Here is a 23,724-nt window from a genome sequence, read left to right on the forward strand (position 1 = left end):
TCCCCTAGTTCGTTATACGAAATTTCGAAAAAAACGAATTATTCTGAAATAAATGTTACACTTGATATAGAAGACGACCTTATCGAATATATTGGGAAAACAATTGATCACTTAATCAGACTAGGGTTTAAATTTCCAACTCTAAGTAATTGGAAAGAAACAGAAATTGAGAAAATAAAAAGAAACAACGAACATTTAAAAACTCTAAATCTTCCCATTAAGGAAGAATTTCTTAAATATTCAAAATCTGATTGGAGAAGAAAATATAGAGAAGACCAAGTTTACTTATATTTCAACATACGAGAAAAAATCCCTTTTGATAAGCCAAGAAAAATAATCTTTTCTAGCAGATTCTCGTGTCCTCCAAATCATGAACTAGGTTTAAAAAATTTAATTTCAAGTATCGAAAACGGAAGAAATTTATTGCCTTTTATGAGTAGAGGAATACTAAAACCGACAGCTCAAGATGGTCTTCTATTCGAATTTGGTATAACGCACTTACATTTAGGTCTTGAACCTGATCAAAAACGACCAGTATTAATAAAAAGTACCAAAGAAGTTGTTTATTGCATTTTTAATGACATCGAAGTATACTTCCTTATCTTAGCAGGTCACGGTCTATGGGCTGATATTGCGTTATTAGAGCTAGTGCAATCGGAATTTCCCAATTTACTCAAGCGCTGGGAATACAATGGTTCTTCTGGATTTAAGAAGCCTTTAGATCCCAAAAAAAGATTAGAATTTCGCAAAGCTGGAGTAAACACTTTGATAGAAGTTAATGGAAAATCTTATTTTCCACTTGGCGGCGGTATAAATTCAGCCGGAACATCTAGCCAATCAATAATGAAAGCTGACCAAATGTTTCAGCATTACAAAGATATTGAAGCACAATTAAAGAATACAATTAAAGAAAACTCTCAGAAAATTCAGGAAGAAAACAAAAGAGCGATTCCAGAATTAAATTTAAAGATGACGGACCCAGATAAATATTTTTTTATAGATTCCAAACGTTCGTTGAAGCTACAAGCAATTGTAGACCCGGAAACTCTTCAAATATTATCTATCAAAAGTGTTTAAGTCTTTTCGAAACTTCGTATAACAGCGTCTTCCCGCTACGTTTCGGCACAAGGCCTCACTCGGCCTACGGCAAATTCCCTTCCGTCACGCTTCTTGCTCCGCAAGAAGTCGCGCCGACGCCAACACCTACTTCGTAGGCTCGGCTACAGGGAACTTCGGGAAGACTAGTTCGTTATTCGCCATATGCCAGAAAAAGGTTTTTTATCATAAGTAAAAGATATGTCAAAATTCCTAATTATAACGCTTTTTATTTCAATATCTATAGCCTATTTTGTTTTTAGGTATTTAAGATTTAAACGCAAACTGAAAAATGAAATTGAAAATTACAAGAAAAATAGAGAATATTTTTCTATCGAAAAATTATACGAAGAGCTAAATGATGAAATTTTTATTAAAAAGGATTTATTCTACAATATTATAAATTGCATTTATGAAGAATTTGATTTAGGAATAGCTGGATACTTAAGATTAGATGATAATCTCGCTACCGACTTATCCTTTATCTGGAAATTTTACGACGAAATGAAAGATATCGAGTTAATTGAGGCATTAGAATCAAATTTTAATATAAAAATTTCCAACATCGACGCAGAAAATGTAAAAACAGTTAGAGATTTAATATATTTGGTGAATAGAAAAATTGTTTAAGATCATTCTATTGCTAATTATTTTTAATTTACAATGCGCTACATCCCCTGGAGCAAAAAAATTTAACAAATATTTCAAAAATAAAAAAAATTGTAAGATAATATTGAACATTAACGGAGAATTAGCATATCATTTTCCTATTTCAGATAAATGCGGTCAGCAAGCTATGAAAATCGGATATTACTATTTTAATAGCTCATCCGAAACTGAGCCGTATTTAAATTTAATTTCAAGCGACTCTGGTATGTTTAAAATCATTTTTAGCCAAAATTACAATGAATTAATTTTAATAGATGCCAGAACAAATAAGCATGATATCTACCAATTGGCAAACGGCGAATAACAGCGACTTAACGCTTCGCTGCGGGACTTACGCCCTTGCTCGGTCTGCGACACATTCCTCTCTGGAACTCCTCTTGCCGCCGCAAGCCTCGTTCCAGTCCCTAACGTCCCTTCGGGACTCAGGGTCGAGGAACGTCGTTAAGTCTAGTTCGTTAGCCGAAATGGAATAAATTTCTAGAATAAAATGTTAAACTTATTCATCGACTCCAATATCTGGTTAGACTTATATCATTTTTCTAATGATGATCTAGTCCAATTTAACAAGCTTTCCGATATGCTTCCTAGTGACATCAAGTTATATTTAACACGACAAGTAGTAAATGAAGTAAAAAGAAATAGAGATTCAAAAATAAAGGATGCATTAAAACAATTTAAAGATATTAACATAAAAGTGCCTAATCTATGCAAAGGTTATGAAGAATTCTCAAATTTAATGGAAAATATCAAATCCTTTAATAAAATGCATAAAGATTTGTGCAATAAAATAGACGCTGATTTTCAAAATCAAAATCTACATGCTGACAAAGTCATTTTAAATATTTTTTCTTCAGCAACTGTTATAGAATACGACGCAACACAAATAAAGAGAGCAAAAGAAAGATATGAACTTGGCAATCCTCCCGGGAAAGATAATTCCTACGGAGATGCATTAAATTGGGAATTACTTTTAGAAATAGTCCCTGACGGTCAAGATATTTTCTTTGTAAGCTCCGATAAAGACTTTAAATCACAAATGAATGATTTTGAATTTAATAGTTTCCTCAAGGAGGAATGGGAAAAAACTAAAAAGTCTCAATTATTTTTTTATTCAAGCCTAAATAATTTCATAAACAAGCATGTAAAGGATATAGAATTAAAATCAGAAGTAGAAAAAAATCAACTTATAATTGCTTTAGCTGGCAGCAGATCATTCCAGAAAACACATCAAATGATAGCCAGTCTAAGCTCTTTCAATTCATTTACAGATGAACAAGTAGATATTATGTTAAATGCAGCTCTTAGTAATTCTCAAGTAAATAATATATTAAACGATGATGATGTTTATGATTTCTTTCGTACACTTATATCAGGAAAAATAACACAAGTTATTTTAGATAAATACAATTCTGTATTGGTAGATTTAAACTTAATTCCACCTAATTCCACTTCGGCTAACAGCAACTAACCGCTTCACTTCGGGACTTGCGCCCTCGTTCGGTCTCCGACACATAGGCTTTTGGCACTCCTCTTGCTTACGCAAGCGTCGTGCCAATCCCTAACGTCCCTTTCAGGGACTCAGGGCCAGCCTACGTCGGTTAGTCTAGTTCGTTATGCGACAAAGTCTAAAACTAGAAACATTAAATGAGAAAAATAATACTTAACCTACTGAATACCATGTTCGCGCTAATTTTATGGCACACATCTTTCTGGACTGAAGCAGGAGTAACACCATTTAACCAAGAAAATTTTCTTCTTAATAAATTCTATTCTATATATCTGTTCCCATATAAAATAGAACTTGGATTTATGTGTGGGATATTAATGATTCTACTCACAGTCCTCTTATCATTATTTCCCGTTGCAAATATAAAAGTAAGACTTACTGAACGAATTTTAGAATTACTAGAAAAACAAGAATTTCAAGCTCGAGGACAGCAATGCAGAATAACTATTTACACGAAATCAAGTTATTTCTCAGTTTTATGGTGTTATGTTTTTCATCTTCTAATTTTAAGATTTAGGCAAATGTGGAAAGATAATGCAATTTTGTATGGATTGCTTAAATTCCCATTCCCTTGGAATGATTATCTCGTAATTTATTCACGATATGGCAATCCTGGGTTTAAAAATAAGGGCACTTTTTTCAAATTCCAAACCACATAGATGAGATAAACGGAATTGTCCCTAATACCTGGTATAATAAAACTACAGTGAATGCCTCGTTGCCGAAATTAAAAAAGAAGCAAATAAGTGAAAAATGGAATAAATTAAGTCCCATTGATAAAAGCAAATTACAACAATATATAACGGAAGGTAAAATAAAAAAGTCAGTAGATATTAGATGTTTCGGTAGACCGTCATCTCATTTCTATTCAATTCCGATTTTGAATCTAGAGCAAGAAATAAATGGAGTTTTAATTTTGGACTCCGACCAAAATCAATCGCCATTTGCCTCAAATGGCAAATTTGCATCTAGAATTTCAACTTATACACGAATTATAGAAAGAATTATTAATAGCTAAGCCTGGGAGAAATCAAATGAGAATGCCGATTGTTTTAGATAAACAAGAAAACATAGAAAACAGTATCCTCGTCGATACAAAAGTTCCTACAAGCGATATACCAATTTACGCTAGGGTAACCTTGTCCGAAAACTTAAGCAAATTACATATACGAATTGAATATGATTCCGAGGAAAGCAAAATAGAAAACATTGATCATGGAAATGTTTCCTATTTAATAGGTAAAATTACAGGAAGGATCTATGGACTTCATATTATAGATTCTAGCAAAACCACCTCTATTGAAATATCAAATTTAATCTCACTATTATTTGAACAATTTAAAGAAGATACTCGAAAGAAAAATAATCTGACACTTTCAATTTCAATTATCACAGAGATACTATCAAAAATATCCGAAGATATTAATCCGTTAAATAAATAACCGACTTCGTCGCATAACAGCGACTTAACGCTTCACTTCGGGACTTACGCCCTCGCTCGGTCTACGACACATTCCCCTCTGGCACTCCTCTTGCCTCTGCAAGCGTCGTTCCAGTCCCTAACGTCCCTTACAGGGACTCAGGGTCGGGGAACGTCGTTAAGTCTAGTTCGTTATACGCAATTAGTCAAAATTCTTATGAAAACAAAAGCAAATAGCAGATTATACATATTCGGAGCAGGATTAAGTCATTCATATAACAAAGATATTTTCCCTCTTACCAATAATCTTATAAAAAAAGCTTTTGATTTAAAGTTATTAGAGAAAAAAGAAACTTTAAGAGCTTTCGTATCTGATATTTTCAATGAATCAATAGACAATATAAACTTTGAAAAAGTTGCATCTTTCTTATATAACAATCCTTTTTCGAGCGAAGGAGAACCTAAACAAACGTATGATCTCTTATATATAGAACTTATAAGTATAATATCATTAATTTATGGAAATCCAAATCTGGTTTCTGCAGATACTGAAAAATGGAAAATCGATACTTTAAATGCATTTTCAACTCATTTTCAAAAATCAGATTCAACTATAATTAGTTTTAATTATGATTTATTAATTGAACATTATTTGCAAAAAAATACTCAATGGAATCCAATATATGGATATCATATGCCATTTTATCCTCCATTTTCATACCAGCCTTACAATGACCATATTCAGCGTATTGGCGGTTCGATTTTAAAATTGCATGGATCTCTCAATTGGGGACTACCTCCAGAAGAAATTCTAAACGCTAAATATGAAAAATTAATATTAGATACTGAAAACTATTCTGAAACTATTTTTAGAACTAAATATGATTCCTTATATTTTACTAATAACAAACTATACCCATATTTAATACCTCCCGTTGCAGGTAAAATTTACGAAAATTTTATAATGAGGAACCTTTGGAGAAAAGCAAAAGCTGCAATGCAAATATATCCAGAGATTCATATAATTGGTTACTCGTTGCCAGAATCAGACACTTCAGTTGAATTTTTATTTCGATTGGGAAGTAAAGAAACAGCTCCATTTGGTGGGCAAAAAATAATACACATTGTTGATCCATGCATTCGTAATGATAAGGAAAGTGAATTTGAAACAATACTTAAAGCTGGAAATTCAAAAAATCTCGTCAAAATACATAAAATGGATGGAATGGAATATCTAAAAAGTTTGAATTATCAAACTGACTAACTGCGTATAACAGCGTCTTCCCGCTACGTTTCGGCACAAGGCCTCACTCGGCCTACGGCAAATTCCCTTTCTGTCACTCGTTTGCATCCGCAAACTCCGTGCCAGTCCCTAACGTCCCGTTCCGGGACTCAGGGTCAGGGAACTTCGGGAAGACTAGTTCGTTAGTTGCAATATCCGAAAAATCTTAATGAAGAAATTAGTTAAAGTGTTTTCCGCTGAATTTTGCAAATCGCTGAATAAGAAATTCAAGAAGAGAAAGACAAAAAGAAGTTAAGACAAGAAGATCAAAAGCAAACCAACGAACGTATTTTTCTTTATTTTTGTCTTTCTACGGGATTACGTTTATAAAAATACGGAAGGTTCTTAAGAAAGGTTTTAGAGGCCTCCATTGCTCTTGGAAGCGGAAAACAAAAGAATTAAATCTAAAGAAAGGAAAGAATTAAGAAATTTAAGAGAAGAATTAAATACGAAGATTAATAAGATTTTTCTTTTCCAATGGAGTTCCTAAGTAAAAATATACTCACGAATAGGCATAAAATTCATTTTCAAATGTAACAGGAGCTTTGTATCCAATTTTGGAGTGCAAACGCTTTCTGTTGTAAAAAACTTCAATATACTCAAATAGAGAAGTTCGAGCCTGTTCTAAAGAATGGAAGTTCTTATGGTTTGTAAACTCTCTTTTTAATGTAGCAAAAAAAGATTCCGCAGGAGCATTGTCCCAACAATTTCCTTTTCTACTCATACTTTGAATGAATCCTTTTGATGTTAGCTGTTCACGAAATTCTCTACTCGCATACTGGCTCCCTCTATCAGAATGGATGATAAGTCCCTCGTTTGGTTTTTGGTTCTCAACGGCATTTTCAAAAGCTCTCATAACGAGAGAAGTTTTCATATGAGTGTCAACAGCCCATCCAACAATCTTCTTTGTGCATATATCTTTGAATTTACATAGATATAGAAATCCAAACAAATAGGGAATGTAGGTAATATCACTCACATAAACTGTGTTTGGTGTTGATACTTCAAAGTTTTGTTCAAGCAAGTTTGGACTAATTGCTTCTTCATGATTTGAATCTGTCGTCACAGGAGGCTTGAATTTCCTAGTTGTAATGGCTTTAATCCCATTTTCCCGCATAATTTTTGCCACCGTGGGTATACTCACCTTAATTCCCCTTGCTTTTAGTTCTTTCTGAACTCTTGGACTTCCGTAAGAAAGTAGATCACCCTTATGGAATCTTCTAATTTCAGATAAGATTTCTACGCTTTTTTGATTTCGAATCAACTTCGATTTTTTCAACCAAGGATAAAATCCCTTGTGTTTTATATCTAATACTTCGGACATCACTTTGATAGAAAAACCACAGGTTTCCCTATGTTCTTTCATAAAAAGATATTTATCTTCTAAGGACTTAAAGTGATGCCCATTGCCTTTTTTAAAATATCCCTCTGCTGTTTTAAATTTTGAACTTCTCTTTCAAGTTCCTGGATCCTCTTGTCTCGAACATCTTGAAAAGATCCTGTCTCTGTTTGATTTTGATCTAGTTCCTTTTTCCATCTGCCTAGTATCCCATTGGGAAGTCCTAGTTCTTCGCATACCAAGTTTTGGGATTTCCCGCTTGATATTAAATATTGAACCGATTCTCTCTTAAACTCTGTTGTGTATTGTTTTCTCCGCTTCATGGCAACCTCTTGTAGTCGTTTGTTGCCTATTGTCGAGTATATAATCTGTTAGGAACTTCAATACGATCTTAGCAAAAATAAATGCACTTATAAGCAAATCCCAAATAATTATAATAGATCTTCAAGAATCCAATACTAATCTATTAAGTGAATTAGGAGTTGCGCTTAACCAAAAAAACAAAAAAATTATTATTATTAAAAACGAAGGCTTCAATAATATTGATAACCTTTTAAATATCCATGATGTAAATAATTTGATGAATGATATTGCAATTATAAGAAAATATAATAATGATTTTTACAATGATTATGAATTCGTTAACCAAATTTCAGATTGGCTTAAAAGATTTGCTGAATCTCTTGCTGAGTCTTTAGAGAAAGAACCAATAAGATTACTCAGCAAAAAAGAATTCAGGGCTGCAACAATTTCAGCATTCTCGGTTCTAGAAGCAGAAACAAACCAGATTATGAATACGCTAGTTAATGAATATCCATTTCATAAAAATACCTATACAAGAATATTTGATTTCCTCTACTCAAGAAAATATATTCAGCTAGAAGAATACACTAAGCTTAAAGAGTATTACAAAATTCGGAACAAATTAGTCCATGGCGATTCAAAAATCTCAAAGGAAGATGCTACAAATGTTGTCAATCTCATTATGAGTATTTTAGAAAAAATAAAAAAGAATTAACTTCGCATAACAGCGACTAACCGCTTCGCTTCGGGACTTGCGCCCTCGCTCGGTCTACGACACATAGGCTTTTGGCACTCCTCTTGCTTACTCAAGCGTCGTGCCAATCCCTAACGTCCCGTTCGGGACTCAGGGCCAGCCTACGTCGGTTAGTCTAATTCGTTATGCGCAAGCATATTTACATTAAATTAAAAATCCAAAGGATAAGAATTATAGAATGTTAAAACCACGATTATTTATAGGGTCATCTGTAGAAGGTTTGAGTGTAGCTTACGCAATCCAAGAAAATTTGAAATTTGTAGCAGAAACTACAGTGTGGGATCAAGGAATGTTTAATTTATCTGAATCTACTCTAGAATCTCTTCTTACAATTCTAGACACATGCGATTTTGGAACATTTGTATTCTCTCCTGACGACTATATAAAAATAAGAGGGAAAAAAGATTTAGCAGTAAGAGACAATGTGCTATTCGAACTTGGACTCTTTATTGGAAGATTAGGAAGGAAACGATGTTTCGTAATAATTCCTGATAATAGAGAATTTCATCTTCCAACTGATTTAATAGGTGTAACACCTGCAAAGTATGAAGCATCTCGATCGGACAACAATTTACAAGCTGGCACAGGAAGTGCCTCACATAAATTAAGAGATTCAATCCTAAAATTAGGCGTGATTGAAAAAACAAAACAAGAACCTGAAACTAAAAATCAAATTGATACACAAGACAAAAATAAAATTGAGAATTGGATCGAACTACTACACATAAAAAAAGATTATGATGCAGCAATTACAGAACTAAAGAAAAAAATACGATATGAAAAAGACCAAGACTCGAAAATACAACTTAAAGGTAGTTTATGTTATGCCGAATATCAAAAAAATACCGTAAAAGGTAGTCAAGAATATGAAAAATTAATTTCAGACAATAAAACGAACAATATTAGCTATTATAGTTATGCACGCACATTATATTGGTCAAACTCATTCAGCAAAGCTTTAAAAATTATTGATGAAGGTTTATTGAACTGTGAACGAAAAATAAATTTAACTTTGTTGAAGGCTGATTGCCTATGGGAAACTAATCAACAAGATCAAACTTTACAACTACTTGAAAAGTCATTGGAACAAATGAATGATCCTGAGATTTATATAAAACTTTCTACTTTCTTATCGAAAATTGACAAGAAAAAAGAAGCTATAAAAAATATATTTAAAGCCTTCAATGAATTCCCTAAAAACGAAAACATTCTCTATGAATTTGCTAAATTATCCTATGATTTAAATCACAAAGATTTAACCATATTACTGTACAAAGAGTTACTATCTACGTATAAAAATAATTCCACCTACCACTGCTTACTAGGGAATGCCTACCTAGACTTAGGATTCTATAATCTTGCTTTAGAATCATATGAAAAAGCTAATGAACTCACTAAAGGAGGTGAAGGATGGATACTTGCAAATATAGGAAATTTATACTATAATAAGAGTCTATATGATCTTTCTGAAAAATTCCTAATTCTTTCACAAAATATAGATAAAAAATCCGATTACACTCATAACAAACTTGGCATTGTCTATAAAGCGAAACAGGCTGAAATGACAAAACTTTTAGAAATACTTAAAACTGCAAAATCAAAAGCATCTGGAGAAATTCTAAACGATTTATCTCTCTAGAAATATGCCAGCGCATAACAGCGGCGAATCGCTTCGCTTCGGGACTTGCGCCCTCGCTCGGTCTGCGACACATAGGCTTCTGGCACTCCTCTTGCTTGCGCAAGCGTCGTTCCAGTCCCTAACGTCCCGTCGGGACTCAGGGTCAGCCTACGTCGATTAGCCTAGTTCGTTATAGGACATTTCGCAGCAACTGATTGTAATAAAAATAATGGATTATAAAAAGATCTTAAATAATAAAATACAGGAATATTTCCCTGACGTTAAAATTCAGGAGAAAGTATTTATTGAACTAGAAAAATGTAGATTCGAGGATTGGAAAATAGAAAAAGATCGAGTTTTTCTCTCTATCATTAAATGTTCTAATGGTAATATTGATAGAATCAAGCAACTTGTTACAGTGGCCAACAAAGATTATAGAGATGTTCTCGCTTGGGCAGAGAATCCAAATAAAATGAAACAAGGATTTACTACCAATAAAAAAGAATACTTAGAATTAGAAAAAAAAGATAAGGAACAATTTAACAATTGGCTTAAGTCATAAAATAGACGAACGATGAAAATATTGACAGTAACACAAAGTATACTTCTAGCCTTTATTGCATTACTTTCAATTAATTCATATTATATCACATTCACAAATATTCCTGGGTTTCTTAATATAACATTACTTGCAGTTATTTCTATTACTATATTTAATTTTTCAAAAGGTAAATTAGAATTACATCAAAAGACCCTATTTTTCTTAAGTCCGCTATTCCTTTTGAATGGAAACTTTACTAATATTTACTTCCTCTCTACCCTACTTTCCTTACATACAATTTCTATTCTGAAATTTGAATTCAATACTTACGAAATTTTATTAGAAATTATATTTATCACAATATTGATATTATTTTTATTCCTATTTTTTTGTTTTAAAAATACAAACAATCATATTGAAGAAATTGATATATTTTCACAAAATAAAGAACACATTCTCAAAAAGAAGTATATTGACGAAGGTGGTTTAGGCGCTTCCCAATACCTTATTTTAATAAAAAGTCATAACAGTTTAATGAAACAAGTAATCGAATTGTGTTATAATTCAAATTTAGATGAACTCAAATGGATTAATAACGAAGAAATCAAAATAACTGATTTTACTTTGGGAATTAAAAAAATAAACTTCATTTTAAAAAGACCAAATTCAGGAAAATGCTTAACTCATCTAAGTAGCAATTAAGTATGTGCGAAACGTCGTATAACAGCACCTTAACGCTTCGCTTCGGGACTTCGCCCTCGCTTGGGCTACGCCACATTCCCCTTCTGGCACTCGCTTGCATACGCAAGCTACGTGACCAGTCCCTAACGTCCCGTTGGGACTCAGGGTCGGGGAACGTCGTTAAGGCTAATTCGTTATGCGACATGTTCAAAAATATATATCCCAAGGAAACAAAAATGAGATTAATGAAAGAATACATTAATAATCCAGTAAATAACTTAAGAAAAGCCCTGAATGTTCTAAACGAAGGAATTTCAGAACCTGAAGTTTTTAAAAAATTTCCGGATTTAGAAGAACCCCTGAAAATCGGAATTCAAGCTAATTGTATTCTATTAATGTGCGATTTGAGTCCGTTCTCTGATATTACTAAAAATTGGGAACCAAAGCAGATTAAGGACTTTTTGGATATTTACTATGCAGAAATGGTAGAAATCATAACTAGTTATGGAGGGATTGTAGAGAAATATATAGGAGATGCAATACTTGCGGTATTTGGAGAACCTTTTGCTGAAAAAACAACAAAGGAAACTCTACTACGGACGTTTAATGCAGCCCAAGATTTAACGGTAGCTGTAGAAAGAGCATTTGGTGGTGAAGTAGAATTGAAAACAGCAATTACCTTTGGTTCTTGTTTTTTCGGTTACACTGGGCATCGCGAACACCGAGAACTTACAATTATTGGCACACCGCTTACAGAATTATTCCGACTAGAAAATGCATGTCCTTCTGGCGCAATCATAATGCCTGCAGTTCTATTTAATAACATCCGGTCTGAAATCAGAATTCTGCCTCCATATTCAAATTACCATGTTGAATGGTTCATTTCAAATGATACTCTTCAATTAAAAGGTGTTGGCTCAGTACCAGTAAATATCTTTATGAGGACAGATACTTTACCATGAAAAACGAATTTCGACAAAATCTAACAATTCAATCTGTAACTTGGATTAATTCAGCTGACACAAAAGCAACAGCTTTATTAACAATTTACGGTGCACTTGCAGCTTTAACACTAGCAACAAATTCATTTCCATCTGTAATTTCATGTAATGGAGAATTTATAGGTTTTCTAAGTTATTTTTCAGGAACTCTTTTGGGAATCATTTGTAGTATCTTTGCATTAAATCCAAGATTAAATCGCAAATCATATATAATGGAAAATCCAAGTGATTTATTTATATTTGATTTAGCTAAACTATCTTTTGAGAATTTTGAATCTAAACTAAATAGACTATCAAAAAAACAAATTATAAACGAAAACGAGCAACAACTGTATTCTCTTTGCAAAATCGCATCAATAAAAATGAAGTGGGTGAAACGAAGTATACTATTTTTCTCTCTAATTGCATTCGGATTTTTTCTGATAATTCTAAACAAAACCATCGAACACGTCGCATAACAGCGGGGAAACGCTTCGCTTCGGCACAAGGCCTCGCTTGGGCTACGCCACATTCCTCTCCGTCACGCTTCTCGCTCCGCAAGAAGACGCGCCGACGCTAACGCCTACTTTGTAGGCTCAGCTACGAGGAACGTCGTCTCCCCTAGTTCGTTATACGACATTTTTAAAAATGAACATTCCAAACGAAATTTTAATCAAAGTAGATTTTTATGACGAAGAGGAGGAGGATAAATTCCAAAAATATCCAAACTTTCAATCTCTAAAAGAGTTAACCGAAAAATTAGTTTCAATACCAAAAGAAGAATTTTTAACATACCTCCTATTCAAAGAAAAAAAAGATTTTCCAGGCTTTCAATCGTATTCAGATTTCAAATCAAAGCTAGAAAAAAGCTTCTACCTATTTGAAGGTTACCTTACATTTAATTCCCAATCAATTCAGGTAAATTTTACAGGGAACTCTATGGATTCAGATTTAGTCCAAAGAATGGGCGAATCTATTAGCTTATGCATAATTAATAAGCTATATAATTTGTCGGAAGCCGATTGGAATATCCTATCAATAAAAACGACTAAAGACTTTGACTATCATTTAAATATAGCATCCACAGGAGAAGAATATGCCCAAGTTTATATTGAATGCAAAGGAAATACAAACCAAGATAATAAGTTAAAAAATCCTTCATTATCTACTCAAAAAAAATCAATTAAAGAAAAAAAAGAATACTTACAAAATCAAAAAAAAGAATCTAAGTTTAAAAATTTTCTTTATGGAGTAATCATATCTTTCGATAACAAAATTCAATCTTACACCAAAGCCTGGCTAGTAGACCCAGTCCCCTTTCCATTCGAAATGGAACCTTTTAACTACAAACTACTAACCAGACTAGAATATTATTACAATATACTAAACGAATTGACTCCGAAGGCAAAAATCACTGTATTATTATTAAATCGAATTCGTTTTATAGAGGAAAATTCCAATAGGCAAATATTTAATAATTCAAAAGTACCATTCGAATCAAGCTATGGAAAAAATATCGTAATACACAAATCGCTATTCAATCGATTATCAGTAATCAAATCAAGTAAAAGAATAAACGATTACGAAAATGATGATGAAGTATTTGGAAATATCTCTGCTCCACTCATGGATGCGAATGGGAACTATTATTTATTCTTCACTGGATTAACCACAAATTCCTTACAAATAATTATAGATCAAAATTTAAATGAAATAATTCACTTTGAGGAAGAACGCAAAACTACCCGAAGAAGACTTATCTGCAGAATATTAAAAAGTAAAATGGACGATCAATATGAGATTATGAAAAATATATATCATCAAGAAAAAAAAGATTTATTAGAATTTTATTTCTATGGAGATTTCATTTTTAACTCAAGCGGAAGAGTATTCGGAATAATTCCATTAGAAATTAAAAACGTCGTATAACAGCACCTTCCCGCTACGCTTCGGCACAAGGCCTCGCTCGGGCTACGCCAAATTGTCCTCCTGTCACTCGTTTGCATCCGCAAACTCCGTGCCAGTCCCTAACGTCCCGTCGGGACTCAGGGTCGGACAACTTCGGGAAGGCTAGTTCGTTATGCGACATTAGATTTAAATTAATTGAATAAATAAAAAAAAGGATAGAAAATACGATGAACATAGAAAAGACAAATATACCAGAAGATTTAGAATTAGCATCATTAGGCAAACGAATTAAAGCACATTTAGTAGATTTTATAGTTATGCTACCATTTCTTTCAATAATGATTTATGCGATGTTCAAATCACAGAGTTTAGGATTAAAATACTATTTTATGTTAACGATTTTCTATTCCATAATTTTCATCGGATATAGAATTTTCTTTGCATTCAAATATGGCGGAACATTAGGAAAATTAGCCGTTAAAATTAAAATAATTGGAAAAAACCAAGACAGCTTAAGTATAAGAGATTCATTTTTAAGAGAGATACCGCATATTTTCATCTATATTATCTTCATTATTAATGTTTACTTGATGTTTAGTTATTACAATGATAATGCTGAAACCTTAATTGCTTACGATTTTTCTTCTTATTTTAAAGAATTAGAAAAACAAGAACTCTTTCCTAATCTTTCAACTTATTACTATATTCTTTCAATTCTATTTATTCTTTTTAACAAAATGAAGAAAACACCACATGATTTTCTTGCAAATTCAATTGTCATTCTCAATGCTAAAAAATCCAACGTCGCATAACAGCAGGGAAACGCTGCGCTTCGGCACTTCCGGCCTCGCTTGGGCTGCGCCACATTCCCTTTCTGTCACTCGTTTGCATCCGCAAACTACGTGCCAGTCCCTAACGTCCCGTCGGGACTCAGGGTCAGGGAACGTCGTCTCCCCTAGTTCGTTAATTGCAATGTCCAAGAAAAAAGAATTTAAGATATTTTTGTTTCAAATTTTCGCTGAATATTTTTATTCAAGGCTGGTGAAAAGATAAATGAGAAAGACGAAGAATTAAGAAAAAAAAATAAAAGATATTTATTAAGGCTTAGTTTCTTTTAACGTCTTTCTCATTATTTATATTCATTGACTATTTTCTAGCACAGTTCTGTTTTACCAAACTCTGTTTGGGATATTCACGCGAAAATTGATTTAAGAAAAAGTATTTTTAAGAGAATTGATTTAACTTCTTTACCTTCCTATACGAATTCTTTACTACTCATTGGACACTGCAATTAACAGCGACTAACCGCTTCACTTCGGGACTTACGCCCTCGTTCGGTCTACGACACATAGGCTTCTGGCACTCCTCTTGCTTACGCAAGCGTCGTTCCAGTCCCTAACGTCCCGTCGGGACTCAGGGCCAGCCTACGTCGGTTAGTCTAGTTCGTTATGCGAAATTGCAGGGCGAGACTCGATTCCTGTTTGGCATGTAAAAATAATGTACCAAAAATCTCCTTAAAATATATGAATAAATTACAAGTAAGAATAGCAAAAGTCAGCGAGCAAAAAACTCTTGAGGAAATTCAATGGGAGGCCTCTTTGAATAATCCGGGTGATCGAGAAGTTCTATTGATAAATCCAGATGCAATTGAACTTCCAATTAAACAAATCGAGGCCGGCGGGGTTTTTGTCGCGGAGGTAGAAGGTTCAATATTGGGATTCGCTGCAGTTCTTCCTCGCGACGATGGAAATTCCGAACTTGATGCTATATTCGTTAAACCAAATGTGTGGCGAAAAGGTGTTGGTCGGGCACTCATTAAACGATGTTGTACCCAGGCAAAATTTTCGGGTGCGGATTTTTTACATGTAGTTGGGAATCCTCATGCTGAAGGTTTCTACAAATCATGCGGGTTTGAGCTCTTAGGCACCACACAAACTCGCTTTGGAGTAGGATTAAATATGAAAAAAAGCCTGCTACTAATTTAATATGCGATACTCTGTTAGCTAAATATCAAAGATTATTTAATTGGCATCAAAATTCCCAATATTTAATCAATATTGAAAAAAAAGTCCAAAAAAAAATATCAATTAACGAAAAAAACAATAAGAAGCTCTTCCTGAGTAGCCCTGGAACTTCGCATAACAGCAACTAACCGCTTCACTTCGGGACTGGCGCCCTCGTTCGGTCTACGACACATAGGCTTTTGTCACTCCTCTTGCTTACGCAAGCGTCGTGCCAATCCCTAACGTCCCGTACGGGACTCAGGGTCAGCCTACGTCGGTTAGTCTAGTTCGTTATACGCAATGTGCAAAAATTAAATTAATAAAAATGTTTAAAATAAGATTATTAGCTTCTATAATTGATGTAATTCTGCTAATAGCAGTAACCTATCTCGTGTCATTCTTTAATATAGAAAGCTACAATGTTCAACTTTCAATTAATCTTTCGATAGCGTTCGCCTATTTTTCTATCTTTAATAGTAAAATATTCAAGGGAAAAACCATCGGAAAAGCGATTTGCCAAATATCTGTCCAAAACCAATTTTTCGGAAATTTAAGTTTAATCAGATCTTGCTTAAGAGCATTTATTTTAATATTACCATTTTACATCCTATTTTACGATATTGAATCTGGAAATTTTACAAAAGATCAATACAAAAACATTCTCTCTTTAAAAACTTATTTTTCTGTCCCACTTTTATCTTTTATAATTATATCGAGTATTTTTGATATTCCTCTGCATAGAGGATTACATGAAATCGTAAGTCAAAGTGTAGTTATAAAAAATAAATATACTTATTTAGCATTTCCATATCAACGTAAAGTAATTATCTCAGCTTTTATTGGCTCAGTAATTATAACTTTAATTTCCTTAATTTTGAATATCTTCTTCATTGAATCAAAATATCCATCAGCAGAATCAAAGGAACACCTTAGTTTATTACAAATAGTAAATAATTATCCAAGTATCGTTTTTTTAAAAATCAAAAAAAATGATAATGAAATAATCATGAAAATAAATGTTCCCATTAATGAATTTGAAAATAATCTTCCAAAAATACTCAAGGAATGGAGATCACAAAAACAATCATCCTTTGACTTATATAAATGTAAAATCAACCTAACCTATATTTCGAAACCAAATTTCCAACTTAACGATTATACTAAATATTCTCGAACAGATGAATTAAATTCAAAAAAAATTCTATGTTCTCTTTACTGAATACTTGCACACAGCGTATAACAACGGCGAATCGCTGCGCTTCGGCACTTGCGGCCTCGCTTGGTCTGCGACACATTCCTCTCCGTCACGCTTTCTTGCGCTCGCAAGAAGCGCGCCGACGCTAACGCCTACTCCGTAGGCTCAGCTACGAGGAACGTCGATTAGCCTAGTTCGTTATGCGCAATTTGCTATTCTATATATGATTAAATGTCAAAATTGTAATATTACTTTAGAAAATCTTAAAACCACTTATGGCAAAATACTAATTTGTCCAAAATGCTTTGGTCATTATTATTCAGAAAATTCTATAAAAAACTTACTCAAAATAGATTTTTGGATGAAAGTAAAGAATAAGTCCAAAATTAGGAAATCTAGACTTATTTGCGGAAATTGTAATTCAAAAATGAAATTGCATATTCTTCCTAAAATTTTCAACTCTATCGAAATTGACATATGTAATAATTGCGAACTAATTTGGTTAGATAAAAATGAAATTGAAAGTTTGAATATTAATAATTCAGAATTCAACATTGAAAAAAAAGCAAAAACAAATGCCGAAATTGAATTCCTTCTAACAATCAATAGAATTCAACACAAACATCAAAATATAAAAAATGATGAAATTTTACATAGCCTATATAATACAAATTCAGAGAAATCGTCAGGGCTACTTCATTTTTTAATGACGCATCCTAAAAATGTATCGAATTTACCAAAGGAAATTGTAAATTTTATTAAGAAGCATTTTCAATAAACAAGAACTATTCGAACAATATTTTTAAAAGAATCTGTTTCAGAAAATAATACCCATAAGCAAACTGCGCATAACAGCGACTAACCGCTTCACTTCGGGACTTGCGCCCTCGCTCGGTCTGCGACACATAGGCTTTTGTCACTCCTCTTGCTTACGCAAGCGTCGTGCCAATCCCTAACGTCCCGTCGGGACTCAGGGCCAGCCTACGTCGGTTAGTCTAATTCGTTATGCGAAATAAATTAAAATTATTTATATAGAAGGTAAGGCCTTGAATAAATCTATAATATCTTTTCTTTTTCTCATAAACCTTCAAATTTTGCCACAAAATCTAGATTTCAATAATGTTAATCAAATAAAATCCTTTCTCAAAAAATCAGAATGGTATGAATTTTTGCGTTTAACTACAAACATTCAGGCCACTCGTTTGGTATTTTATGAAAATAGTTATATAGTTGAAGATCCTATTGAAGGTAGACCTTGCTTTGAAGGGAAAAACGGAACGTTTTCAATTCAAGGATCACAAGTATTATTTTATCCATCAATTGGATCCAATTGTCACACAGGATTTCCAAACAAAACAAGATGCCAATTAAATATGGATTCATCACATCCTTTTTACTCAATTTCTATTGAATGTGATAATGGTAAAAAATTTCATGCTTTAAATAGTCTTAAAGAAAATGGTCGAGATATAACCGCATTTGACTTAGAAAATATAGAAGTTTTTAGAAAAGATTTCAAAGTTAAATCTAATCTAAAAAGAAGAAGATATCCAGATAAAAATGCAGAACAAATTCTCTGTATTAACATTCATGACCAAAGCATTATGAAATTCATACCTAAAGGCGCCACTTTTCATTCCTTTGCAAAAACCAAAAACAAAGATACGATTGATGGCGTAGAAGATTTTTGGTATTTCGGTTTTCCAGAATATGATAAATATCCAGGAATAACTGTTAGCATTGAATTCGTAAATTGGACAGGAATTATGTGTGGAGCAAATGATCCGTATTCACAAGATTCCTCAGGTGATTTATTTTTCAATTACTGGGTATTTGGCGGATTTCTAAATTAAGAATTCAAAGTTAAAACAAAATTTACTTCGCATAACAGCGCCTTAACGCTTCGCTTCGGCACAAGGCCTCGCTCGGTCTGCGACACATAGGCTTCTGGCACTCCCCTTGCCTACGCAAGTGTCGTGGCCAGTCCCTAACGTCCCGTCCGGGACTCAGGGTCAGCCTACGTCGTTAAGGCTAGTTCGTTATGCGTAATAGCCTAAAACCAATGAAACAAATATTAATTTTAATTCTAATTCATACTTCTTTATGTTCATGCATGACGATGCATTTAAACTATCGATTATATCCTCAAACTATTCAAACAACAATTTCAATTGATTCAATTACTGCTTTAGAAGAGATAGAAGAAAGTTTTCTAAGAATTCATTTTTCTAAGCTAAACAAAGAATATACTTATGACAGTTGCTATTCTCTAAAAATAAAACAATTTTTCGATTGTAAATTTGACTCAAAGATTTCTGATAAGCCTCTTGAATATGTAAATGATGCGGATTATTACATAAATGAAAAAAAGGGATTTATCTATTATGACAGAGATTATGCTTTTATACATTCCAATCTAAAAGAAAATTTCTATTCTAATAGCAATGGTCAATTTGGATTTCCAAAATCCATCTCTATTTCTGAAGATGGACTTTCCAGATTAATTACTTATTATAAACCCAGACCTGATCTTAATGATATTTGTTACCATCAAAAATTTAACCCTAATTCCAATTCATTTGAATCTAAGGAAGATTGCGATAAAGTTTCTACAAAAATCAAATTCTTTCCTATGAAAAAAATAAAATTACCTAAATCAATTTACATAAGTATTGTAGAAGATAGATTTTATAAAAAAATAAAAAACATGTATATTTCTCCTAATTATAAAACATCTATCTGGCTAAACTTGGATTATTTTACTGAAAAAAAATTAGAAAATCCAAACATTTTACTTTATTTACTTTATCCTCCTTTTATACTTTTTGATATAATAACATTCCCTATTCAAATCTTTGTCGTTCCTTTTGGTAAAACTGCACTTGGTTAATACATTCCGGCTACTACGCATAACAGCGGCTACTCACTTCGCTTCGGCACTTCGGCCTCGCTTGGGCTGCGCCACATTTCCCTTCTGGCATTCGTTTGCATCCGCAAACTACATGCCAGTCCCTAACGTCCCGTCGGGACTCAGGGCCAGCCTACGTCGGTTAGTCTAGTTCGTTATACGACATGACAAAAAATTGAATCAATAATATGAAAAAAAATATAAAAAAATTTATCCTGACTTTAATTTTAGCAAACTCTGCACTTTTTTCTCAAGGTTCAAAAGCAACTATAGAAACCGGAATTAAGGCGCAAAAAGCTGAATTCATTCCCTATGAATATAGTAGAGACAAAACCGATGCTGAACCTTATTGGGGATATAAAGTAAATGATTTAAGGAGCAATACTAAAACTATTAATCCTTTCTTCTTCATTTATAAAAATCTTGAAAATGGTTTTGGGTTTGAATTTGAATACTCCAAAATTCAAATGGAAAGAGCTAATTATGATATTGATAATGTATATAGAATAAACAATACTATACAATATGAACGTTATAAAGAATATTTAAGATATAATGAAAGAAATGATTATAAATTAAATTTCTTCTTTTATCTTTCTCCGGAATCAAAAGAGTATTTTGCGATTGGCGGTGGAATTAGAAAAATTGATAGAATCAGAAATATTTCAAAAGACAATTTTACTGCTGAAGAAAAAATAATTGCCCTAGGTCCTCAAATTGTTCTAAAATCAAAAATTCCTATTACTGATCAGCTTTCCCTTAATCTTGGATTAGATTTCTATCATACTCAAGGTAAAAGAGATTACTATTACCTTGATTCTAACCTTTATTACTTTCCATCTGGTACTTTTGCTGATTTTGCATTTATTAAAGGAAATGGAAAAACCAAAGGTGTATTTCAAGGATATGAAGCGAACATATCTTTGAAATACAATTTCCTAGAAAACTTCAACCTTGCTTTCGGCTACAATTACAATTATTCATATTTTAAATATGAAGACTTGAATGATACTTATTTCTCGTATTCTTCTTTTAGAAATTCTTATGGTTTCCAAAATAGCAAGCTCTCGAATGGAAAAGAAATTATTAGAGGATTTTATATATCAGCCTCTACCGTATTCTAATTGTCACGTCGTATAACAGCGTCTTCCCGCTACGTTTCGGCACAAGGCCTCACTCGGCCTCCGGCAAATTCCCTTCCGGCACGCTTCTTGCCCAGCAAGAAGGCGCGCCGACGCCAACGCCTCCTGCGGAGGCTCGGCTACAGGGAACTTCGGGAAGACTAGTTCGTTATGCGACATGACTAACTTAAAATATAAATTACGCTTTTTCAAATTCGAACTTTTCTTTTAAATTTAATTTTCCATATTTGATTTAATATTGAATTTCGGATAAGTAAAAATACAAATAACTCATGATTAAAATAAATAGTATAAAAATTATAAACGTTGGACCAATAAAAGAGATAGTGTTAAATTTTGATAAGTCTTTCAACATTATCTGTGGAGAGAATGGTATTGGAAAAACAACAATACTAAATTGCCTAGCTCAATCTTTCTCTAATAATCATCTATCTCTTAAAAAAAAAGCCAGTAGTGAAAAGGGATTCTGGCAAATAGATGTAAATATAAATGATAAAAAAATAGAAAATGAAATTACCATAGATGCATTTCATCCAAACGAATATAAAAGCACCAATAAATTTTATTTTTATGAAAATTCAATAGATGTAATAGTCTTCAAGACACATCGAGATATCGAATATATGCGACTTAATTCACTATCAACAGATCCAATAAAAAGTATTGGGAATTTTGCTCAAGAAACTTTGAGCGGTTCGTTGTCAGCTGACTTAAAAAATTGGTTTGTAAACAGATATTTATTTTCTGCACAAAAAGGAACCTTAGACGAAAACCAAATTAAGAATTTTGAAATAGCCAAGAAATGTTTTACATTCCTAAATCCCAGAATTTCTTTTAGTAAGGTAATACCAGATTCTTTTGATATTTTAATTCATGACGAAAAGGAGGAAATATACTTTGAATATTTATCATCTGGCTATAAATCATGCATTGCGCTGTTACTTGGACTTATAAAAGAAGTTGAATTTCGTTATAAAAACCCCAGCAAGTTTATTCGAGACTTTGACGGAATTGTATTTATAGATGAATTAGATTTACATTTACACCCAGAATGGCAAGCGATGATCTATAAAACCTTAAAAGTTATTTTACCAAATGCTCAAATTTTTACTTCTACACATAGTCCGCATATTATTCAAATTGCTAATCCTGAAGAAATAATCGCATTAACTCTCAATGAAAATAAGGAGATTACCTTTAATCCAATATTTAATTCCGAATTTGGATGTCAAGGTTGGACAGTCGAAGAAATTTTAGTTGGTGTAATGGGGATGACGGAGACAAGAACTGATCAATATTTGGAAATAATCGAAAAATTTAACTTAGCAATTGAAAGTGAAGACTATCTAAGCGCAAAATCTAACTATAATATACTTGATAGAATGCTTCATCCCGAAAATTCATTAAAAAAAATTTTCAGAATCCAATTAGCCGGCATGAGCAAAAATGATAAAGATTGAAAGAACGCAAAAGCCTCCAGAACTAACCGAATCATTGCAATCAGAACTAACCAAAGAATTTATACAGACTAATAAATCTGTCTGGAATATTGATTTTTTAAAGAAGAAACTTTTAGAATACTCCAACAATAAGTGCTGTTATTGTGAAACAAATATAACAGAAGAAAGCAAATACTTAGAAGTTGATCACTTCCATCCAAAAGAAAAGTATAAAAATGAAGTTTTAGAATGGAACAACCTATTACCATCGTGTAAAAAATGCAATGGTACTAAAAAAGATCATGATACAATATTAGAACCAATAATTGATCCTTCATTCATCGATCCAAAAGCTCACCTAAAATATTGGCATTACAGAATAAAAGGAAAAGATGACCTTGGAAAACTCACAATTTCAGTTTTGAATTTAAATAATCCAGACAGGCTCGTAAAAAAAAGATATCAAATAGGAAACGCAGTACAAGAAAAATTAGAAGAATTGAATGAATTAACGAATGAAGTTTTAACAGGGCTTAATACAAGCACAAGAAGAATAAATAGAATTACCAATGGTTTAAAAGATTTAATGAAAGAAGGATTACCCAATTCTGCTTATTCTGCAACTACAGCCGCTATCATCTTGACAAATGCCGATTTCATCGAACTTAAGAATTATTTCCAAACACTAAGGATATGGGATAGTGAATTGATTCAATTAGAGAATGATATTTCGAAAGCAGCTCTTGAAATTCAAGCATAATAAATAAAATAAAATTCATATAAATTACATATATAATATATAACAACAGAAAACTATTTTTTTGTTATTCGAATGAATCATTTTTTATGCCCATGAATTCAATATTTTGTATAACATTCTTTCTAACAACATTTCCTTATGGCAAGTCACGTCGCATAACAGCAACTAACCGCTTCGCTT

Annotated in this window: 23 protein-coding genes and 1 pseudogene; 22 read left to right on the top strand and 2 right to left on the bottom strand. The window is 32.7% G+C overall.

Annotated elements, in window-relative coordinates; all coding sequences use genetic code 11:
• Positions 1 to 432 precede the first annotated feature (432 nt).
• From EHQ47_RS16705 to EHQ47_RS16730, 6 genes are all read left to right on the top strand, one after another.
• Complete coding sequence (locus EHQ47_RS16705) at positions 433 to 1,077, top strand: hypothetical protein (protein ID WP_135777629.1); 645 nt, start codon at positions 433 to 435, stop codon at positions 1,075 to 1,077.
• A gap of 219 nt (positions 1,078 to 1,296) precedes the next feature.
• Positions 1,297 to 1,725, top strand: a complete 429-nt coding sequence (locus EHQ47_RS16710) for an acyl carrier protein (protein ID WP_135777630.1) — start codon at positions 1,297 to 1,299, stop codon at positions 1,723 to 1,725.
• The gene (locus EHQ47_RS16715; RefSeq protein ID WP_135777631.1) at positions 1,718 to 2,068 is read left to right on the top strand and encodes a hypothetical protein; all 351 of its coding nucleotides are present in this window, start codon (positions 1,718 to 1,720) and stop codon (positions 2,066 to 2,068) included. The genes EHQ47_RS16710 and EHQ47_RS16715 overlap by 8 nt, the downstream gene beginning before the upstream one ends.
• A 183-nt stretch (positions 2,069 to 2,251) precedes the next feature.
• The gene (locus EHQ47_RS16720; RefSeq protein ID WP_135777632.1) at positions 2,252 to 3,232 is read left to right on the top strand and encodes a PIN domain-containing protein; all 981 of its coding nucleotides are present in this window, start codon (positions 2,252 to 2,254) and stop codon (positions 3,230 to 3,232) included.
• A 1,073-nt stretch (positions 3,233 to 4,305) separates the two neighbouring features.
• Complete coding sequence (locus EHQ47_RS16725; RefSeq protein ID WP_135777633.1) at positions 4,306 to 4,713, top strand: hypothetical protein; 408 nt, start codon at positions 4,306 to 4,308, stop codon at positions 4,711 to 4,713.
• A 195-nt stretch (positions 4,714 to 4,908) separates the two neighbouring features.
• Positions 4,909 to 5,955: an SIR2 family protein gene (locus tag EHQ47_RS16730; protein ID WP_135777634.1), complete on the top strand. Its 1,047-nt coding sequence runs from the start codon at positions 4,909 to 4,911 to the stop codon at positions 5,953 to 5,955.
• 520 nt (positions 5,956 to 6,475) lie between these two features.
• Here the strand turns inward: EHQ47_RS16730 and EHQ47_RS16735 are convergent.
• Positions 6,476 to 7,345: pseudogene (locus tag EHQ47_RS16735) on the bottom strand (IS3 family transposase); the annotation flags it as partial.
• Between the two features lie 11 nt (positions 7,346 to 7,356).
• The gene (locus EHQ47_RS16740) at positions 7,357 to 7,635 is read right to left on the bottom strand and encodes a transposase (RefSeq protein WP_100736198.1); all 279 of its coding nucleotides are present in this window, start codon (positions 7,633 to 7,635) and stop codon (positions 7,357 to 7,359) included.
• A 257-nt stretch (positions 7,636 to 7,892) separates the two neighbouring features.
• Between EHQ47_RS16740 and EHQ47_RS16745 the strand changes: the two genes are divergently transcribed.
• The 16 genes from EHQ47_RS16745 to EHQ47_RS16825 all read left to right on the top strand — a co-directional run bounded on the left by EHQ47_RS16745 (position 7,893) and on the right by EHQ47_RS16825 (position 23,544).
• Positions 7,893 to 8,330 (top strand): HepT-like ribonuclease domain-containing protein, encoded by a 438-nt coding sequence (locus EHQ47_RS16745; protein ID WP_135777635.1) that lies wholly within the window; start codon positions 7,893 to 7,895, stop codon positions 8,328 to 8,330.
• 217 nt (positions 8,331 to 8,547) lie between these two features.
• Positions 8,548 to 10,008, top strand: a complete 1,461-nt coding sequence (locus tag EHQ47_RS16750) for a nucleotide-binding protein (protein ID WP_135777636.1) — start codon at positions 8,548 to 8,550, stop codon at positions 10,006 to 10,008.
• 208 nt (positions 10,009 to 10,216) lie between these two features.
• Positions 10,217 to 10,549 (top strand): hypothetical protein, encoded by a 333-nt coding sequence (locus EHQ47_RS16755; protein ID WP_135777637.1) that lies wholly within the window; start codon positions 10,217 to 10,219, stop codon positions 10,547 to 10,549.
• A 12-nt stretch (positions 10,550 to 10,561) separates the two neighbouring features.
• Positions 10,562 to 11,230 (top strand): hypothetical protein, encoded by a 669-nt coding sequence (locus EHQ47_RS16760; RefSeq protein WP_135777638.1) that lies wholly within the window; start codon positions 10,562 to 10,564, stop codon positions 11,228 to 11,230.
• A 224-nt stretch (positions 11,231 to 11,454) separates the two neighbouring features.
• Positions 11,455 to 12,171, top strand: coding sequence for an adenylate/guanylate cyclase domain-containing protein (locus EHQ47_RS16765; protein WP_167483308.1), 717 nt, complete (start codon positions 11,455 to 11,457; stop codon positions 12,169 to 12,171).
• A complete protein-coding gene (locus EHQ47_RS16770) occupies positions 12,168 to 12,668 on the top strand; it encodes a Pycsar system effector family protein (RefSeq protein ID WP_135777640.1) in 501 nt (166 codons plus the stop codon). The genes EHQ47_RS16765 and EHQ47_RS16770 overlap by 4 nt, the downstream gene beginning before the upstream one ends.
• A 169-nt stretch (positions 12,669 to 12,837) precedes the next feature.
• Positions 12,838 to 14,118, top strand: coding sequence for a hypothetical protein (locus EHQ47_RS16775; RefSeq protein ID WP_135777641.1), 1,281 nt, complete (start codon positions 12,838 to 12,840; stop codon positions 14,116 to 14,118).
• Between the two features lie 206 nt (positions 14,119 to 14,324).
• On the top strand, positions 14,325 to 14,909 hold the full coding sequence (locus tag EHQ47_RS16780; protein WP_135777642.1) for an RDD family protein: 585 nt from the start codon (positions 14,325 to 14,327) through the stop codon (positions 14,907 to 14,909).
• Between the two features lie 711 nt (positions 14,910 to 15,620).
• Positions 15,621 to 16,082: a GNAT family N-acetyltransferase gene (locus EHQ47_RS16790; protein ID WP_135693834.1), complete on the top strand. Its 462-nt coding sequence runs from the start codon at positions 15,621 to 15,623 to the stop codon at positions 16,080 to 16,082.
• Between the two features lie 343 nt (positions 16,083 to 16,425).
• Positions 16,426 to 17,319 (top strand): RDD family protein, encoded by an 894-nt coding sequence (locus EHQ47_RS16795; protein ID WP_135777644.1) that lies wholly within the window; start codon positions 16,426 to 16,428, stop codon positions 17,317 to 17,319.
• A gap of 337 nt (positions 17,320 to 17,656) precedes the next feature.
• Positions 17,657 to 18,073, top strand: a complete 417-nt coding sequence (locus EHQ47_RS19720; protein WP_279638208.1) for a TFIIB-type zinc ribbon-containing protein — start codon at positions 17,657 to 17,659, stop codon at positions 18,071 to 18,073.
• A 268-nt stretch (positions 18,074 to 18,341) separates the two neighbouring features.
• Entirely contained in the window at positions 18,342 to 19,148 is an 807-nt protein-coding gene (locus tag EHQ47_RS16805) for a hypothetical protein (protein ID WP_135777646.1), read from the top strand.
• Positions 19,149 to 19,336: 188 nt separating this feature from the next.
• Complete coding sequence (locus tag EHQ47_RS16810) at positions 19,337 to 20,185, top strand: hypothetical protein (protein ID WP_167483310.1); 849 nt, start codon at positions 19,337 to 19,339, stop codon at positions 20,183 to 20,185.
• A gap of 206 nt (positions 20,186 to 20,391) precedes the next feature.
• Positions 20,392 to 21,327, top strand: a complete 936-nt coding sequence (locus EHQ47_RS16815) for an LA_2444/LA_4059 family outer membrane protein (protein ID WP_135748216.1) — start codon at positions 20,392 to 20,394, stop codon at positions 21,325 to 21,327.
• A gap of 290 nt (positions 21,328 to 21,617) precedes the next feature.
• Positions 21,618 to 22,805 (top strand): AAA family ATPase, encoded by a 1,188-nt coding sequence (locus EHQ47_RS16820; RefSeq protein WP_135777648.1) that lies wholly within the window; start codon positions 21,618 to 21,620, stop codon positions 22,803 to 22,805.
• Positions 22,792 to 23,544 carry an HNH endonuclease gene (locus EHQ47_RS16825; RefSeq protein WP_135777649.1) on the top strand — a complete coding sequence of 251 codons (753 nt, stop codon included), beginning with the start codon at positions 22,792 to 22,794 and terminating at the stop codon, positions 23,542 to 23,544. The genes EHQ47_RS16820 and EHQ47_RS16825 overlap by 14 nt, the downstream gene beginning before the upstream one ends.
• Positions 23,545 to 23,724: the final 180 nt, after the last annotated feature.

This window comes from Leptospira bourretii (assembly GCF_004770145.1).
Classification (GTDB): domain Bacteria; phylum Spirochaetota; class Leptospiria; order Leptospirales; family Leptospiraceae; genus Leptospira_A; species Leptospira_A bourretii.